The 16,604-nt window shown below is 65.2% G+C and carries 19 protein-coding genes and 1 pseudogene; 12 read left to right on the top strand and 8 right to left on the bottom strand.

From position 1 onward, the window contains the following. Window positions 1–11 precede the first annotated feature (11 nt). On the bottom strand, window positions 12–1,154 hold the full coding sequence (locus ACTJI1_RS08255; RefSeq protein ID WP_440742246.1) for an FAD binding domain-containing protein: 1,143 nt from the start codon (window positions 1,152–1,154) through the stop codon (window positions 12–14). 97 nt (window positions 1,155–1,251) lie between these two features. Between ACTJI1_RS08255 and ACTJI1_RS08260 the strand changes: the two genes are divergently transcribed. The 3 genes and pseudogenes from ACTJI1_RS08260 (at window position 1,252) to ACTJI1_RS08270 (ending at window position 4,368) form a co-directional block, all read left to right on the top strand. Beyond that, window positions 1,252–2,310, top strand: a complete 1,059-nt coding sequence (locus ACTJI1_RS08260; protein ID WP_440742247.1) for a Dyp-type peroxidase — start codon at window positions 1,252–1,254, stop codon at window positions 2,308–2,310. Between the two features lie 73 nt (window positions 2,311–2,383). Beyond that, window positions 2,384–3,132 (top strand): annotated as a pseudogene (locus tag ACTJI1_RS08265) (family 1 encapsulin nanocompartment shell protein). Between the two features lie 18 nt (window positions 3,133–3,150). Further along, window positions 3,151–4,368 carry a cupin domain-containing protein gene (locus ACTJI1_RS08270; RefSeq protein ID WP_440742248.1) on the top strand — a complete coding sequence of 406 codons (1,218 nt, stop codon included), beginning with the start codon at window positions 3,151–3,153 and terminating at the stop codon, window positions 4,366–4,368. A gap of 62 nt (window positions 4,369–4,430) precedes the next feature. Here ACTJI1_RS08270 and ACTJI1_RS08275 read toward each other — a convergent pair whose 3' ends face one another. The 3 genes from ACTJI1_RS08275 to ACTJI1_RS08285 all read right to left on the bottom strand — a co-directional run bounded on the left by ACTJI1_RS08275 (window position 4,431) and on the right by ACTJI1_RS08285 (window position 7,159). Next, the gene (locus ACTJI1_RS08275) at window positions 4,431–5,747 is read right to left on the bottom strand and encodes an MFS transporter (protein ID WP_440742249.1); all 1,317 of its coding nucleotides are present in this window, start codon (window positions 5,745–5,747) and stop codon (window positions 4,431–4,433) included. Window positions 5,748–5,777: 30 nt separating this feature from the next. Next, window positions 5,778–6,470 carry a VOC family protein gene (locus tag ACTJI1_RS08280; RefSeq protein ID WP_440742250.1) on the bottom strand — a complete coding sequence of 231 codons (693 nt, stop codon included), beginning with the start codon at window positions 6,468–6,470 and terminating at the stop codon, window positions 5,778–5,780. Window positions 6,471–6,640: 170 nt separating this feature from the next. After that, the gene (locus tag ACTJI1_RS08285) at window positions 6,641–7,159 is read right to left on the bottom strand and encodes a MarR family winged helix-turn-helix transcriptional regulator (RefSeq protein ID WP_440742251.1); all 519 of its coding nucleotides are present in this window, start codon (window positions 7,157–7,159) and stop codon (window positions 6,641–6,643) included. Window positions 7,160–7,422: 263 nt separating this feature from the next. Between ACTJI1_RS08285 and ACTJI1_RS08290 the strand changes: the two genes are divergently transcribed. Next, window positions 7,423–8,259 (top strand): alpha/beta fold hydrolase, encoded by an 837-nt coding sequence (locus ACTJI1_RS08290; RefSeq protein ID WP_440742252.1) that lies wholly within the window; start codon window positions 7,423–7,425, stop codon window positions 8,257–8,259. A 129-nt stretch (window positions 8,260–8,388) separates the two neighbouring features. Here the strand turns inward: ACTJI1_RS08290 and ACTJI1_RS08295 are convergent, their stop codons facing one another. After that, window positions 8,389–9,363 carry an NADP-dependent oxidoreductase gene (locus tag ACTJI1_RS08295; RefSeq protein ID WP_440742253.1) on the bottom strand — a complete coding sequence of 325 codons (975 nt, stop codon included), beginning with the start codon at window positions 9,361–9,363 and terminating at the stop codon, window positions 8,389–8,391. 206 nt (window positions 9,364–9,569) lie between these two features. Here ACTJI1_RS08295 and ACTJI1_RS08300 point away from each other — a divergent pair, with 206 nt between their 5' ends. The 6 genes from ACTJI1_RS08300 (at window position 9,570) to ACTJI1_RS08325 (ending at window position 13,926) form a co-directional block, all read left to right on the top strand. Further along, a complete protein-coding gene (locus ACTJI1_RS08300) occupies window positions 9,570–10,175 on the top strand; it encodes a hypothetical protein (protein ID WP_310128048.1) in 606 nt (201 codons plus the stop codon). Window positions 10,176–10,205: 30 nt separating this feature from the next. Beyond that, the gene (locus tag ACTJI1_RS08305) at window positions 10,206–10,427 is read left to right on the top strand and encodes a hypothetical protein (RefSeq protein WP_440742254.1); all 222 of its coding nucleotides are present in this window, start codon (window positions 10,206–10,208) and stop codon (window positions 10,425–10,427) included. Window positions 10,428–10,642: 215 nt separating this feature from the next. Further along, the gene (locus ACTJI1_RS08310; protein WP_440742255.1) at window positions 10,643–10,912 is read left to right on the top strand and encodes a hypothetical protein; all 270 of its coding nucleotides are present in this window, start codon (window positions 10,643–10,645) and stop codon (window positions 10,910–10,912) included. Next, entirely contained in the window at window positions 10,905–11,123 is a 219-nt protein-coding gene (locus tag ACTJI1_RS08315; RefSeq protein WP_440742256.1) for a hypothetical protein, read from the top strand. The genes ACTJI1_RS08310 and ACTJI1_RS08315 overlap by 8 nt, the downstream gene beginning before the upstream one ends. An 894-nt stretch (window positions 11,124–12,017) precedes the next feature. Then, on the top strand, window positions 12,018–13,019 hold the full coding sequence (locus ACTJI1_RS08320; protein WP_440742257.1) for a hypothetical protein: 1,002 nt from the start codon (window positions 12,018–12,020) through the stop codon (window positions 13,017–13,019). Between the two features lie 724 nt (window positions 13,020–13,743). After that, on the top strand, window positions 13,744–13,926 hold the full coding sequence (locus ACTJI1_RS08325; protein WP_440742258.1) for a tyrosine-type recombinase/integrase: 183 nt from the start codon (window positions 13,744–13,746) through the stop codon (window positions 13,924–13,926). Window positions 13,927–14,375: 449 nt separating this feature from the next. Here the strand turns inward: ACTJI1_RS08325 and ACTJI1_RS08330 are convergent, their stop codons facing one another. Continuing rightward, window positions 14,376–14,594, bottom strand: coding sequence for a helix-turn-helix domain-containing protein (locus ACTJI1_RS08330; RefSeq protein ID WP_440742259.1), 219 nt, complete (start codon window positions 14,592–14,594; stop codon window positions 14,376–14,378). A gap of 245 nt (window positions 14,595–14,839) precedes the next feature. Between ACTJI1_RS08330 and ACTJI1_RS08335 the strand changes: the two genes are divergently transcribed. Next, window positions 14,840–15,226, top strand: coding sequence for a DUF2510 domain-containing protein (locus ACTJI1_RS08335; RefSeq protein WP_440742260.1), 387 nt, complete (start codon window positions 14,840–14,842; stop codon window positions 15,224–15,226). A 12-nt stretch (window positions 15,227–15,238) separates the two neighbouring features. Here the strand turns inward: ACTJI1_RS08335 and ACTJI1_RS08340 are convergent, their stop codons facing one another. Further along, window positions 15,239–15,703, bottom strand: a complete 465-nt coding sequence (locus ACTJI1_RS08340) for a hypothetical protein (protein WP_440742261.1) — start codon at window positions 15,701–15,703, stop codon at window positions 15,239–15,241. A gap of 90 nt (window positions 15,704–15,793) precedes the next feature. On the opposite strand from ACTJI1_RS08340, the gene ACTJI1_RS08345 reads away from it, so the two are divergent. After that, window positions 15,794–16,063 (top strand): hypothetical protein, encoded by a 270-nt coding sequence (locus ACTJI1_RS08345; protein WP_440742262.1) that lies wholly within the window; start codon window positions 15,794–15,796, stop codon window positions 16,061–16,063. Window positions 16,064–16,066: 3 nt separating this feature from the next. On the opposite strand, the gene ACTJI1_RS08350 is transcribed toward ACTJI1_RS08345, so the two are convergent. Next, the gene (locus ACTJI1_RS08350; protein WP_440742263.1) at window positions 16,067–16,315 is read right to left on the bottom strand and encodes a hypothetical protein; all 249 of its coding nucleotides are present in this window, start codon (window positions 16,313–16,315) and stop codon (window positions 16,067–16,069) included. Between the last annotated feature and the right edge of the window lie 289 nt (window positions 16,316–16,604).

The following is a 16,604-nucleotide window of genomic DNA, read 5'->3' on the forward strand; positions in this document are numbered from 1 at the left end:
GGGCGACTGAGTCATCGGATCTGCCGTGTCCGAGTCAGCGGAAGCGAGTCGCCCAGCCGCTGACCGTACTGTGCAATCGAACGGCCGACCGGGAGCCGCTGCAGCTGATATCTCTGCAGAGCATCCACCACCGGCAGGCGCTCGAGCAGCCCGGCGAGCGTCAGGGCGTCCCCGGCCGCCTTGGAAGCTCCCATTGCCGTGTGCGGTCGAACCACAACGGCAGCGTCGCCGAGAAGGGCGACACGATGCCGGACCATCTGGGACGGGACGAAGTCGACGATCGCTTGCAGAAACGGCCGAGGTTCGGCTTCGACCGCCGCGACGAACTCGGGAGGCAGTTCCGTGCGGGCGTCTCGGCGAAGTTGTTCGAGCAGGGGTTCGGGCAGGTCGCCGGGAGCCAGGGAGAGGCTACCGACCGGGCGACCGCTCGAGCGCATGAGGTCGGCGAGGTCATTGACGGACAGAGGCCGATACCAGACCCAGTTGTACCTGCGATCGCCCGGGGACACCTCGCCGGACGGTCCCGGCACGAGGTATCCGAGCATGTGCACGCCGGGCGCCGTGAAGAAGGCGAACCGTCCGAGGAGGATGTCGGCGGCCCTGCCCGTGAGCGCGTGCTCGGGGATCAGCCCGCGCCACGTCACATAGCCCACATAACGGTTGCCCCTCTCATCGGGCACGACCGCTTCGCGCGTCACGGAACCGAGGCCGTCGGCTCCGACGACGACGTCGAAGAACCGGCGCTCACCGTCGACCCTCTCCACTTCTGCGCTGACGTCGGTCGAGCGGACGGCGCGCACAGCGTGGTCGAGCAGATAGGAGCCGGCCGGGACGAGCTCGCGCAGCACGTCGTAGAGATGATCCCAGGACAGCTGCATCTGTGGTGTGGGGTCGCGGGAGAGGACCCGGCCGGCCCGGTCCAAGGTGATCCGCTCATGCGCGACGACTCCCACCCGCGTTTCGGAGGAACGCCCGACGCTTCGCAAGAAGGTGAGGAGTTCTTGCTGCGCCACGAGTCCGGCTCCCCGGCGAGCGAGTCCTTCCCGCGACCGTTCCATCAGCGTGACCTGGTGACCGTCCCGGGTCAGGAGCGCCGCGATGAACAAGCCACCGATCGACCCTCCGACCACACCCACATTGAGCTTCTCGACCATACGGGCGAGGCTAATTCGGAGCCTCCGGCCGCAATTCCTACATCAGAAGGAAATGGGCAGGCGGGTCGCCCACCTAAACTCCCCAGCGGGAGGGCAGATGGTCGGTCAGGCAGGGTCGGCGGGATACCGCCGGGTACCCATAGAAGCTCAGCAGGTGGATGCCCCGCTGACGCAGACGGCGGTGTTCCTCGTGGTGTGCGTTGACGAGGCGCCGAGTTCCCTCGCGACCGTGCGTTCGGTGCTCTCCGACCTCTCCGGGTTGATCGAGACGGTCGGCTTCCGCGATCTGGGAGCGAACCTCACGTGCACGGTCGGCGTCGGCGCCCGTCTCTGGAGCGAACTGACCGGGATGCCGTCGCCGCGGGAGCTTGTCCCGTTCCGCGAGATCCGTGGCGCACGTCACACGGCACCGGCTACGCCCGGTGACCTGCTCTTCCACATCCGCGCAGACCGGAGGGACCTCTGCTTCGAGTTCGAGCGGCAGCTCCTCGAGAACCTGGGCGACGGTGTGACGGTAGCGGACGAGACGGTGGGGTTCCGCTACTTCGATGTCCGGGATCTCCTCGGATTCGTCGACGGCGCCGCGAATCCCGTCGGACGACACCTGCCGGAATCGACCCTGGTCGGCGACGAAGACCCGGATTTCGCCGGCGGGAGCTACGTGGTGGTCCAGAAGTACACGCACCCGCTCTCGGCCTGGAGGTCGCTGACGACCGAACAGCAGGAGGCGATCATCGGTCGCACCAAAGCCGACAACATCGAGCTCGACGACGCACCCTCCGGACAGAAGTCGCACAAGACGCTCGCCACCATCGTCGACGCCGACGGAGGCGAGCACGACATCCTGCGGGACAACATGCCGTTCGGAAGCCCCGCTTCAGGCCAGTTCGGCACGTACTTCATCGGCTACTGCCGCAACCTGTGGGTCATCCAGAAAATGCTCGACCGGATGTTCATCGGTGACCCGCCGGGACTGCACGATCGCCTCCTGGACTTCTCCACGGCAGTGACGGGTAGCGCATTCTTCGTCCCGCCCGTAGACATGCTCGGTGAGCTCGACGCCCCGGCCGCGGCGGCGGCGGAATCGCAACCATCGAGAGCGGCCACCCCCGACACGACGGCGGACGGGTCGCTCGGTCTCGGCTCGCTCCGCTGAGCGCATTGGAAGGGAAGAACCCATGAATCATCTGTTTCGCGATCTGGCGCCGATCACCGACGACACCTGGGCGATGCTCGACGACGAGGCGCGCACGCGGCTGGCGCCGGCGCTCGGTGCCCGCAAGCTCGTCGATTTCGTCGGTCCGCTCGGGTGGGAGCATTCCGCCACATCCACGGGACGGGTCGGAGCCGTTGTGGACGCGCCGGGTCAGAACGCGATCGTCCGCGCCCGAGCAGTTCTCCCCCTGGCTGAGGTTCGTCTCGAGTTCTCCCTCAGCAGGGCGGAGCTGGACGCAGCCTCCCGCGGCGCAATCGACGTCGACCTGTCAGGACTGGACGAAGCCGCCGCGCAGCTCGCGACCATCGAGAACTCCGCCATCTTCAACGGCTGGGACGCACTCGGCTTCGCAGGCATCGTCCCCGCGACGCCGAATCCTCGTCTCAATCGACCGGACGACCCTCGCCGCTTCGCGGAGCAGGTCGCCGTGGCGGCCGCACAGCTCAAGCGCGCGGGAGTGGACGCCCCCTACGGCCTCGCAGTGGACACGGACACCTGGATCAATGTCGTCGCGGGCAGCGACCAAGGGGGAAGCCCCCTCCTGAAGCACCTCGAGACGCTCCTGGGGGTCCGGTGGTGTGGACACCGGGACTCGACGGGGCGGTCGTGGTCAGCCAGCGCGGCGGCGACTACGTGTTCGAGGCAGGACAGGACATCGCGATCGGGTACGCGCACCACGATGCGGACCTGGTCACCCTGTACCTCGAAGAGACCTTCAGCTTCCGGGTGGCGACACCCGAAGCTGCCGCAGTCGTGAGCTGACAGAGAGGGAACTCGGACATGGACAGCAGCGAGGGTGCACCCCACCACGAGACGCCGACGCTGGGTAACCCGGATCTTCCCCTCGAGGGCGAGATCAACACCGCCGATGACACTGCGGCGACAGTCATGGACGGGCCGCAGAACCGGGTCATCGAGAGCCAGTTCCCCAACCAGATCGACTCCCCGCCGACGGACATCAGCACCCAGCCGTTCTTCTGGTCCTCGTTCAACATCTCTCCCCGCCGAGTGCAGCGCGGCGGCTGGGCGCGCGAGATCACCAGCGCCGATTTCCATATCTCTGATGAGATCGCGGGCGTCAACATGTACCTGGAACCCGGCGGAATCCGGGAACTGCACTGGCACCAGACCGCCGAGTGGGCCGTGATGACCAAGGGCCGATGCCGCGTCACAACACTCAGCCGATCGGGTCTCCCGAGCGTCGAGGACGTCGAGGAAGGCGACCTCTGGTTCTTCCCCGCCGGCACACCGCACTCGCTGCAGGGCCTCGGCCCTGTCGGCGCGGAGTTCGTGCTCGCATTCGACGACGGCGCCCAGTCGGAGTCCAACACTCTGCTGCTCACGGACTGGTTCGCGCACACACCGCCGGACGTCCTCGCGAAGAACTTCGGCGTCGCTCAAGAAGTGTTCACGGACATCCCGCTGCACAACTTGTGGATCTTCCCCGGCGACGAACCAGGCGAGCTGGAACGGGACCAGGATGCGTCCGGCGTCACCTGGGGTGCGGCGGAGCCGATCATCTTCCGCCTGTCACGTTCGGAGCCCCTGCACCAGAACAGCGGCGGCAGCATCCAGATCGCCGACAGCACGAACTTCCCGCTTTCGAACACGGTCGCCGCCGCCTTGGTGACGGTCGAGCCGGGATCCATGCGTGAGTTGCATTGGCATCCCAACGCCGATGAGTGGCAGTACTACTTGCGCGGCTCCGCGCGAATGACCGTCTTCAACACAGGCCCGCACGCGAACACCACCGACTTCCGTCCGGGCGACGTCGGAGTCGTGAAGCGCAACTACGGCCACTACATCGAGAACACAGGGGACGACGTGCTGCAGTTCCTCGAGGTGTTCAAAGCCGACAAGTACGAAGAGGTCTCGCTCGCCAACTGGCTGGCACACGTTCCACCATCGCTGGTGTCAGCGCACCTGAACATCCCGGAGGAGGTGCTGGCGACGTTCCCCCGTGGCACCCAAGGCATCACTCCCCGACGAACGGCGTGAGCCGGATGCATCGACGGCCGGGCTCTTTCGAGCCCGGCCGTCGTCATGCGCGGCGATGACGGTCAGTCACGCCGCCGCTTCACTCCGAGCAGGTCCTTCGTCACCCGATAGGTCTCCGGCGCGATGAGGGCGACCACGGAGGACACGAGGGCGACCGCCGCGCAGAGGAGGATCGCCGGCCCCCAGTTCGCCCCGTTTGCGCCGAAGCCCTGGGCGATTGCCGGGGCGAAGCCTGAGAGCAGGATGCCGAGCATCAAGGCGACGGCCATACCGGTGTAGCGGCACGCGGCGGGGAACTGCTCGGGGTACCAGGTCGCGCCGACGGTGATCGGAATCGCGTAGAAGACACCGATTCCCAGAACCCCGAAGAGGTAGATCAGAGGGATGTTCCCCGCGTCGATCGCGACGAAAAGCAGGGCGATGCACAGGGTGGAGCCGATGGAGCCGATCACGAAGGGAGTCCGGCGCCCCCATCGGTCGGAGAGCCTGCCCGCGATCGGCGACATCACCATTGCAGCGAGGTTGCCGAAGGAGACGACTGCCAGCATCACGGCGCTCGGTATGCCGTGCTGCGAGCCGTAGGAAAGGGCGAAGACGTTGAAGATCGTGCCCACCACGTTGATCGTGCTCAGCAGCAGCACTCGCGCCGTCGTGCGCCAGTGGTCCTTCAGGAGGACGGCGATGGGCAGCCGCGCACGCTCTCCTTCGTCGCGCATGCTGATGAACGTCTCCGGCTCTTCGAGTTTGCGACGCAGAAGATAGGCGACGATCGTGAACACGCCGCTGGCGAGGAACGGGATTCTCCACCCCCAGCTGAAGAGGGCGCTCTCGGGGAGCAGCGCGATGGGGATGAAGACCAGGCTGCCGAGTGCGATCCCGAACTGCATCCCGCTCATGGTGAAGCTGGTGTAGTACGCACGGCGACCCTCGGGTGCGTGCTCGACGGTCAAAGATGTCGATCCCGGAGACTCGCCTCCGGCAGACAGCCCCTGCACGAGGCGCAGAAAGACCAGGAGGGCCGGGGCGGCCCAGCCGATGCTCTCATAGGTCGGCAGGAGCCCGATCAGAAAGGTCGCTACGCCCATCAGCGCGATGGTCAGGACGAGAGCACGACGCCGGCCGAAGCGATCGCCGATGTGGCCCCATAGGACGGCGCCGAACGGGCGTGCGACGTAGGCGACGCCGAAGGTGGCGACGGAGAGCAACGTGGCGGATGCTCCGGATTCGGGGAAGAACAGTCTTCCGAAGATGAGCGCAGAGGCTGAGCCGTAGATGAGGAAGTCGTAGTACTCGAGGGCGCTGCCGAAGAAGCCCGAGAGTGCGGCCCGACGGACTTTCGCGTGTGTTCCGGTGATCGGTGCATTGATGGTGGCGGACATGGTGTCTCCGTTGGGTCGAGGTGACGCAGTCTAGAGAGTGATGGGGGCGAGCCGAATGGTCTGCGGCCCGGCGGTGGAGTCGAAACCGACGGCGTAGAGTCCGTCAGCGCGACCATTGAAGGTGATGTCGATTCCCAGTTGCCCTGGATCGATGTCACCCAACCAGTCTCGGAGTGCTGCTTCGTCGCCCCCGAGTTCGAGCGAGTTGACGCCCAGGCCCTCCACCTCGCCGGTACCGGGCTGCGTGGGGAGCGTGCTGGAGTGGGTGTCGAGATCGGGGACATAGTAGATGTTCGGCTTGCCATGCAGCCAGGAGCCGAGGAAGTCGGGCGCGTGCGCCGCCTTGCCCCGTTTCTGCCGGGGGACCATCACCTCTTTCCCACCGGCGATCTCCGTGGAGACCTCCACTCCGCGGTGAGCCGCGAACGACTCGATCTCGGCGATGTCGTCGCTGCGCAGGCAGAGCCCGGCGAAGCAGGGCCCGGAAGCGGTCTGACGCTCGAGCTCGAGTGCGAGCGGTCTCCTCTCGGCGATCATCGAATGGTCGACGATGCTCTCGATCTCGAGGTAGGTGCTTCCACCGAGCGAGATGATCTTCTGGCCGAGCCCCAGGCCCGGGAAGTATCCGCCGTCAGCACTGCCGATGCCGGTCATCCTGCTGAGTTCGATCGTGGTGCGGTACAGATTGTCAGACCAGATGGCTATGTGGTCGAGTGCGATCACGCGCGCTCCTTCGGTAGAAGGGAAGCCGGAGGTCGGTGCGCTTGTCGCCGCGACGTGAGCGGCGGGCCTCATCGCCCATACCTTCGACTTATTACAAATTTGAAGATATGGCCGTGACGTTACCACGAGCGACGACATTTGTTTCAAATTTGTAAAAAACGCGTACGGCGCTATTCCTCGCTTGATGTGGGCGAACGAAGGCTCGCCGGGATGAGACCTCCGGTCTCTTCCCCGCGCAGATGAAGCTGCAGCGCGCCGAGGATGCGATGGGCGGCCTCCACCTGCTCGCGGGTGAGGGGCGCGATCACCGCTTCGACGATCATGTCGTTCTGATGCTGCGATACCTCGCGCAGCAACGCCCGGCCCTTCTCTGTGATCCGCGCGAGCACTCCCCGCTCGTCGCCCGGCGCGATAACCCGTTCGGCCAGCCCGGCCCTCTCCAGCTGCGCGAGTTGATACGTCTGGCCGCTGGGAGTGCTGACCACTTTGTTCGCCAACTCCGTCATGCGCAATTCCCCGCCCGCGTTGCGGAGACGGATGAGCACCTCGTACTGCACGTACTTCAGTCCGATGTGCTCGCGCGTGGCGCGATCCGCCCGCCGCTCGAGCAACTTGCCGACATCGATGAGCCGCTCGAACACGGCGAGCTCGACCGAATCGAGTAGCTCAGCCACCACGATCACCTCCACCTTCCGACCGCGCTAATGGTATCCATCGTCCGCGTTCCTCCGCGTCAGGCGGCGATCCGCGTGCACTCCGAGAGGGGGCGAGCGTCCGGCGACTCCTGGCACTCGGTCGATCCCAGACCCCGGCTACTGGTGAGTTCCTGGGCGAGGTGAGCGGACCCATCCGCCCTCCAACCTCTGGACAATCGTAGGACCGGTCGGTGGTGGGCCTGAGGTTATCGTGAACGCGCTTCCCTCATCATTCATCAGAAAACCGGAGGTTGACCATGCCGTTCATTACCACCGAAGATGGCGCAGAAATCTACTACAAGGACTGGGGCAGCCCGGACGCGCAGCCCATCATGTTCCACCACGGCTGGCCGCTCTCCGCCGATGACTGGGACGCCCAGATGCTTTACTTCCTCAGCAAGGGCTACCGTGTGATCGCGAGCGACCGGCGCGGCCACGGCCGATCCTCGCAGATCGGCACGGGGCACGACATGGATCACTACGCCAGCGACGCGTCCGCCGTTGTCGAGCACCTCGATCTGCGCAACGCCATCCACATCGGGCACTCGACGGGAGGCGGCCAGGTCGCGCGCTACGTCGCCCAGTACGGTGAGCCCCAGGGACGCGTCGCGAAGGCGGTGCTCGTCTCGTCCGTTCCGCCGCTGATGGTGCAGACCGAGGGCAACCCGGAAGGTACTCCGATCTCGGTGTTCGACGGTTTCCGGGATGCTCTGGCAGCCAACCGCGCGGAGTTCTACCAGGCCGTCGCTTCCGGCCCGTTCTACGGGTTCAACCGCTCAGGTGCCACCGTGTCCGAGCCCGTGATCGCCAACTGGTGGCGTCAGGGCATGATGGGCAGCGCGCTCGCCCACTATGAGGGCATCAAAGCCTTCTCGGAGACGGACCAGACCGCGGATCTTCAGGCCATCTCCGTTCCCGTGCTCGTCACACAGGGCGACGACGACCAGATCGTCCCCTACAAGGACGCATCACTGAAGCAGGCGGAACTCCTGCCGAACTCGACCCTGAAGATCTACGAGGGCTACCCGCACGGGATGCTGACCACCCACGCCGACGTCATCAACCCCGACCTCCTGGCCTTCATCCAGCAGTGACCAGCGCAACCTGAAGACCGAACGGCGCACACGGAATCTCCCCGTGTGCGCCGTTCCGTGTGCGCCTGGCATGCACGGGCCCCGTCCGCCACCACGGAGGCGACTTCGTCGGCCATCCCCAGGACGGGTTCAGTCCGATGCGCGGCTGCCCGGGACCAGGAGCACTTTGCCGTGCCGGCGCCCCGGAGTCCCGGCCGCCTCGAAGGCCTCCCGGCCGCGCTCGAGCGGGAACTGCATGGCGACGTCCACCGCCAGCCTGTGCTGAGACAGGAGATCGTCCAGCTCCGCAAGGCGCTCCGTGTTGGCCGACACGACGAAGAACACGGTGTCGACCCCGTAGTCGGAGGCCAGTTGCTCGTCCGGCGGGAACTGCAACGACACGAGCGTTCCTTGCGGGGCGGCCGCCGCGTACATCCATCGCGGGATCCGGTCGCCGACCGCGTCCACGACCACATCGAACCCGCTCAGGCCCTCGGGCTCCTCGCCTCGGGGCACGACGACGACCTCGTCGGCGCCCAGCGATCGCACGCGCTCCACGTCGTCGGCCGACGACATGGTGGCAGTCACGTGAGCGCGAGCCACGTGACCGATCTGGACGAGCATCGAGCCGACCGCCCCGGCCCCGCCACGGACCAGAAGCCGTTTCCCGGCCTCCAGGTTCACCTGGTCGTGGAGCGCCTCCCATGCGGTGAGCGCCGGGAGGACCGCGGCGGCGGCGATGGCGGCGTCGACGGAGGACGACCTGTGCCCGATCGACGAGGTGGGGAGGGCCACGAACTCCGCCGCGGCCCCGTTCCGGTTGAAGGGAACCAATCCGAACACGAGATCGCCCGCGGCGAAGTCCTTCACTCCCTCCCCCACCTCGGCGATGGTGCCGGCGAACTCGTGCGAGGGGATGATGGGCGTCCGGTCCACACCGTCCGACTCCCACGTCTCGGGCCAGGTCAGCTCGGGAGCCGTGATGGCTGCCGCTTCGACGCGGACGAGCACTTCTCCCCGCCCCGGCCGGGGGCGCGGAGCCTTCTCCACCACCAGCTTCTCGGGGCCACCGCGCTCGTGCGCCCGGAGTGCGGTCATCTGGCCCGTGTCGCCATCGATGTCCATCTCGATCACCTTTCCTCAGTCACCTGCGCCGTCGCTCGCGCAACAGGACGTATTACGAGGATGACTCGATCGCCCTCGCGCCACCACACTGAAACCGGACGCGGGCGCCCTCGGCCTTGTGCTCTTCTTCGGCCCCCCAGGACGGCGACAACAGTGAGCTCGCCCTGGTCGCCGAGGTAGACAGTATTGTCCGCTAGGGTTGCGGGGTGAAGCTCGCAACGCCGGCGGTCATCGGCCTCATCGCGCTCTCTCTTGCGGGCTGTACCGCGGCGGCGACGAGCGGGCCCACCCGATCAGCCGTCGCTCCCAGTCCGAGCATGCCCGCCGTCCCCTCGGCACCGGCAATTGTGGAAAAGCTGCCGTCCAGCTGCGACGCGCTCTACGCAGGTCTGACCGATTTCATGTCCGACAACGGTTCGCTGGTCCTCAACCCGGCGTGGAAATCCGGGCCAGGCGTGCCGAGGGCAGGGTTCGGCACCTATGACGCAGCTCTCGGGGGCATGCTGTCGAAGAGCCCTGGACTCATCTGCGACTGGGCACCGGCGACGGGTCCCAGCGACACGTTCCTGACCACGCAACTCCGCCACGTCGACGTTGCGACAGGGCAGGCAGCAACGGCCAGGATGCGAGCCATGGGCTGGTTCTGCGGCCAGGCGTATAGCGGTCAATGGTGCGTGACCAACGACGACAGCACCGGCCGGTCGATCGGCGAATCGCACTGGGTCGGCCAGGGGTACTGGATCGCCTCCAACTGGAACAACGCCGGACCGCGGACCTACACGCCCGAACTCCTGAAGAGACTGTTCGGATAAACCGAGCAGCGCGCGACTAGAGCCCGACCCGTGACCGACCCGAAGACGCCCCGCCCCGAGTTCTGGCGGAATCTCGCGTGGGGATTCGCGGGAGTCGCTGCTCTCAATCTTGTTGGCGGCATCGTGCTGGTCGTCTTCGGGCGCGCCAATGGCTGGATCAACGTTGTCCTCGGCCTCATCTGCGTTCACCAGACGATGATCTATTTTCGGCTGTGGAAGAAGGCTGGGCGCGAGGAGGGGCGTACGGAATGACGGCCAAGCGGAACTCGCCGTCGTTTATCGGCCTCGTGGTGTCGTGCTTCGCCTTCTCGGTGATTGTCGGGGTACTCGCGGTGACCCTCTCACTTCCGGCCCTGTGGATTCCCGCTGGGATTATCGCTGCCGCCGGCGTCGGAGGTGCAGTTGTCGTGGCCGTCCGCGCGAGGCGATCACAAGCCTCGTCCGCGAGGGACGAGTAGGTTCGACCCGTGACCGGTGCGCCGTCGAAAAAGCCGCGGTGGGTCCTGCCCGGGAGTCGCGGAGTGGCGATGTTCTTCGCCATCTTCTTTACCGTCTTCGCCGTGTTCGAGTGGTACGAAGTCGTGGCGCACGGCCGCTGGTGGGATTGGCTGCTCGCCTTCTGGTTCCTTATCCTCAGCGCCCTCGGCTGGGCGTCGCTGATCTGGGCGGTTCGGCATCCGACCTCCGCACCCGAGTCAACTCCGCCGACCAGAGCCGAGGAGCGCGACGATGGCTGACCGGAAACGGCCGTGGTGGCTGGCGTGGACGAACCCGCAGATCGCGTGGTTCTACGCGACGCTGTCCAGCATCCTCTTCGTGTTCTTCACGGCGGTCTGGCTGCCCGGCAAGAACTGGTTCGTCGCCGCTGTCTACGCGGTACTCATCGTGCTGTGCGGGTACAGCTGGTGGGGCGTCTGGTACCTCGCGAACCGGTGGGACCGGCGATGACCGGAACGGATGATTGGCCGCCGCCGCTGACCCGCGCCGGCCTCATCCGCAGGCTCACCATCCGGCGCTGGGTGGCCCAGCGCGCTCACTCCCCAAGCCCGGGGAGCCGTCCTCAGTAGTGCCGAGGACGGGGTATCGCTACAGCAACTCCCGCGAAGGTGCCTGTAGGTTCCGGGCCACTTGCGAAACGGCCCACTGCGTCGGGCTGCGCCCCACGCGCTACCCCAAACGCCGCTCCTCGCAGAGCGAGGATCAGCGCCCGGGGCCCCTCGCGCGCGGGGACCCCATTTAGTCAGCAGCGAGTTCTGAAAAGCCGGAAGGGCAAGTGGTCGCTGTGCGACCTCCGTGCCCTTCCGGCTTTTCAGAACGTCGGGCTGACAGGATTTGAACCTGCGAACTCACAGCCGCCCTCGCAGATCGACCAATACGGGAAGGGGCGGGGGAGCATTTCCATGGCGACAATGAAGGCGGTCATGGGGAACACGTTCCCGGCGCCCTCGGCGGCTTCGCTAGAGGGGCTATACCCCGAAATACATACATGTCGGGCGACGATGGCTCGTCAATAGGAGCCAGGTGCGCCGGGGGTGCTCGCGCGCGTGTGTGAGGGGGCGCCAACTTTCCCGGGGGTACCGGGTCACTGCCGGGAAGTTGGTTCTGCGCTCGCGTACTCCGCAATCGTGACTCCCTTCCCCGGCCTGCGAGTCTGCGCCGTGGATGCCAAGCGCCAGCATGGTGAGCGTGCGTCACTTCACGTCGCGTCACGATGAGGTGGTGTCTGCGTCTGGGTAGTGGAAGGGTGCTTTGCCCTCACGAGTAGTGGACACCGACCGTTCCGGCCCGCCCGGGTGACGGACACGTCCATTTCGTTCTGCTTAAGAACGAAGGGAGACCTCTGTGAAGAAGTCTCGTGTGTTGATGTCCGCGGCGACGCTGGCAGGTGTGTGCTTGGTTGGCGCAAGCCTGTCTGGTTTCGCCGTGGTTGATACTGACGCCACAAATGCTGAGGCGGCGGTTGCTGCGGTGGAGAACGTGGCACCGGATACTGTCTCGGATGTGGCGACGCCAAGTACGACCGACCCCGCCGATGCAGTGCACGTGGCTACACCCCAGGGCGGTTCCGTGCACGTTCCGAAGGTTGCTTCGAGCGGCGTCAAGGTGACCACGCTCGGCAACAAAGAGAACGTGACTATTGGCCTGCCGTTCGCCAGTAAGGCGAGCCACGCCACCGCATCGCAAGAGGCCGATGTGGTGGTCTACAACAACAACAATGGGTCGTCCACGGTCCCCGTTCCGCACATGGACGGCAGCGTGCAGATCAGCACCGTGATTTCCAACGCGAAGGCGCCCAAGCGTTATGATTACCCGATCCAGGTCCCCAAGGGGGCGTCACTAGTGCGCTCCGCGAAGGGGGTTGTCGCGGTAGCAACAGCCGATGGTGCACCGATCATGGTGTTCGGTGACGCATGGGCAAAGGACGCCAACGGCAACCCTGTGCCCACGCACTACGAAGTCAAGAAGAACACACTTACGCAGGTTGTGGAGTTTAGCGCCCAGACCGCTTTCCCTGTGGTTGCGGACCCACAAACGACCGGGGTGTACTCGTATAACTGTGTGAACCCGAACGGCAGCAGCTATTTCATGAGGCCGAACGAGAATCTTACGAACTGCAAGGGGAGCTACCTCCAGAAGTACATCAACGGCCGCATGGTTCAGTCGGTCGCCCTCGTCTACCGCGGCGGAGCCAGCGTAAAAGTCACCTGGAAAAGCGGATGTATCCTCGCCCTGGGCACGACCGCCGCCTCACTGGTGTTCAGCCCACCCACTGGCGGTCTCGCCTGGGTCGTGACTGGTGCAGTCGCTGCGGCGGGTATCTCGCAAGCTTGTAAAGGATTCTGATGGCAGCGCGGCCCCGACGCCTGGCGTACTTTGCCACCATGGCTCTCATCGTGGAAGCCGCATTGCTAGGTGCCTCGCTCCTCCCACAGGCGCCGGGAGGGGTGGCGCTGACGGTGGGAGCGCTTCTGTGCGCAACCTTTGATCGAGTATGGAGTCGCGTCAGGGGTCCCGTCTTCCCGTCACCGCTGACCGCCGCTGCTCGTGTATATCTTGCCATCGTGGTGGTCGTCTTGCTCTCCACGCTGATTGTGGTCGTGTTCGCCCCCGGGAGCGGCCTGCCGACGTGGGTGATGTCCGTAGTCACAATGCTGGCTCTCTTGGCCGGGAGCTGTGTCCCGGACAGGGGGCCCTCGTCGGAAAGTCCTCCCCCGATGGGCGAGGGCTAGACTCACCCGCCGACTGCGATTCGCCCACGCAGCACATGCCCCCTGGACACCTTGTCCGGGGGGCCCTGCTGTTGCTCGACGAGCGAACGCGCGCGAGCCGCTAAGCGCGTTCAGCGCCTGCTCGCAGAATTGAACTACGACCGAAAGGCGGTTCGCCGCCACCGCATCACCCCGGAGGGGCCGTCCGGCTGGAACAGATGAAGCCCGCCTACGCGTTGGCTCGGCATGGGTCGCCAGTGGGTTCGTGTTCACCACCGAGTTGGGTACCCCGCGCGACCCCCGCAACACCCTGCGGTCACTCAAGACGGCAGCACGTAAGGCCGGCCCTGCCCGACACGGTGGGCCTGCATACCCTGCGGCATTCGGCGGCCTCCACGATGCTCGCTGCCGGTGTGCCGTTGAAAGTCGTCTCCGACATCCTCGGACACTCGTCTGTGGCCATCACCGGTGACATCTACGGCCACGTCTCCCCCGAGGTCTCGGCCAGCGCCATGGACCAGCTGAGCGCGGCTCTCGGCTGAAAAGGTAGTGGGAATGGTAGTGGTGGCGCCCTAAGAGGCGCAGAAAGGGACGCCTTGGATTTCTCCAAAACGGCCCTTTACCAGCTCTTCTTCTCTGTCGGGCTGCGCCCCACGCGCTACCCCAGACGCCGCTCCTCGCAGAGCGAGGATCAGCGCCCGGGGACCCTCGCGCGCGGGGACCCCATTAGTCAGCAGCGAGCAACGAGAGAGCCGGTGGGCACGTGGTCGCTTCGCGACCTTCGTGCCCACCGGCTCTTTCGTTGCGTCGGGCTGACAGGATTTGAACCTGCGACCCCTTGACCCCCAGACATAGAACATGAGTGGAGCGTCTAAGAACGTCTGGCCTCAAAGGCGAAATACTGCGGATCATCCGCGGCGGATCGCGCTCCGAGCGGAGCGTCTTGGAGCGTCTACGTCCGTAGTGTGCACACAGGTTGGTGCACAGGCGCTCAGGTAATTCGCCGCCGTCCCCGAGAACGCGGCGACTGCTGCCACGGGTCAACCGGCCGGCTCAGGTGGTCGTCTACTTCGCTGATGCGGAACATCCACGCCTTGCCTACCTTCCGGCCTGGCACTGTGCCGGTCTGCGCCCACCTACGAATGGTGAACACGGACTTGCCTAGATGCGTTGCGAGCGCTTCGCAGTCCACCCACCGTTCACTCTCCATCAGCCCACGCCTCAAGCAGGATCCGCAGTAGCCGAGACGGGCCAATACCCAGAATGTGCGCGGCTGAGTGCACCTGCGCGACAGTCGTTCCGTTCGTCATAGCCACAGTGTTACGGCTCCCACCGGGGTCCGATAACGGGCCCTTATCCATGTGGAATAACAAGCATCCGTATGGACCGATTTGCCCCCCGAAGTGGGTGGGGGCACCGATGGCCGCAATCTGAGGATCGTTTTAAGATCGCGGCATGACGAACACAACGCCTCCCCCGCCGACCACACCCGCTGGGTGGTACGACGACGGCCAAGGGCGGTTGCGCTGGTGGGATGGCCAGTCATGGGCGGATGTGTACGCGCCGGTGGTCCAGCAGGTGATGGTGTCACAACCGCAAACGTCAATCAATGGCGTGAGCGTGACAGGGTTCGTGCTCGCATGCGTAGCGTTTCCGGCTGCCGCGGTGTCCGGGATGCTCGGGGCATTGCTCGCGCTCTTCGGTTTGATGATCTCAATCGGAGGATATGCGGACAAGAATCATCGAGGTCGCGGGTTCGCTGTCGCAGGAATGATCATTTCCGCCGCAGCGATCTGCCTCGGTGCCCTCATGATCTTCCGGTACTTCACCCTCGGTTCCTAACGCTCTGCTCAGTCACGCTAGGGGCGCGATATCCTCGGGCCCCGTGTAATCACCAATGCTGTACACCAACCACATCTGTCGCTCTGCGGACCAGACAAGCGTGATGACCGCGGCCGTCATGACGACCTGGTCGGACTGTGATTGGAAGGTTTGGTCGACGTTGCGGAGGATCGCAGCGTACGCGACGTCAGGTCGCCCCTCAGCTCGACTCGGCTTGTTTCCGAGGCCCCAGTTCTGAATTGATGCCAAGCCTGCGGCAGCTTCGGAGAAGTCGCCCCAACTGGCCGCCGTATAGGGATGAATCAGGTTAAGCAGTGCCACTTGATAGTGCTGGGGATCCGCCAAAGCCTGCAAGAACGTCGCCGCAGTCGCGAACGGGTCGGACCAGTCCGGCTCAGCGTCCGTTTGGAATCGCTCAGCGACCTCTTGGTCCGGCACGTCTCGCTTATCGAGGTTGTCCCAGTGCTCATTAGGCAAGCGGCCATCTCCTTCGTCAGACAGGTGCGGACCGCCCATCATTGCATACCGGTATGACCGGATCATTCGAACATATGTTCTAATTGGCTCGTGACGCGCCCGAAGCCAATTCGTTACGACAGAGACACATGGCTCGTCATGCGCGACCACCCCGTGCTCCCCAAAGCCGTCGTTCACCGCTTCACGGACAAGCGTGGCACCGACCAATACTTGGTCATCAGATGGGATCTCGACCCGGCCAAGCGCCGCCTCATGGCTGTCTGTGAATCGCTAGAGCGGGCTGACGAACTTGTGCGCTACGACAACAACAAGAAACCCGGGTATTGGGACGGCCCACCGAATCCGCACCCCGCCGGGTAGTCCTCACTCGCGCTCCGGCTGCTCGCCAATGCCCATCGTCTCAATGGTTGCGGCCTGGGTGCGGACGTAATCAATCGCGGCCGCTGGGGTCTTGAACTCCCTGATGAGCGCTGTGCTGTACTGCTCAAGCAGCATCAGTGCCAGGAGCTCGCCAGCGCCCTCGGAAGACGCAGCCCGGACGACATTATTAACACCGTTGCGATCGCCTTCCAGTCGCTTTATTGCGAGGTCGTAAACGGTTGTCTGCTCCACGGGGCGCGCCTTTCGCTAGGGATTCCAGTCATAGGCCATCGATCTGCGCGCCGGCAAGGGTGAGGGTCAACGCATTGCCGACATCAATAGCTGGCGTTCGGGTTCACCAGGGTTGACCCCCACCGACGGAAGAGAAGTTAGGCGTCTGAGGCGTTTTCCCGCAAGGCACTAACCGGACGTAACCGCGTAGGTGGCTGCGGCGCATTCGACGCCGGCCCACAGCACCCGGTGAGTGGCCGCCAACACCGTGATACTCACGTCGTCATACGCGCCGTTGACCGAGAACCGG

Source organism: Leifsonia sp. 22587, from assembly GCF_052044215.1.
Taxonomy (GTDB): domain Bacteria; phylum Actinomycetota; class Actinomycetes; order Actinomycetales; family Microbacteriaceae; genus Leifsonia; species Leifsonia shinshuensis_C.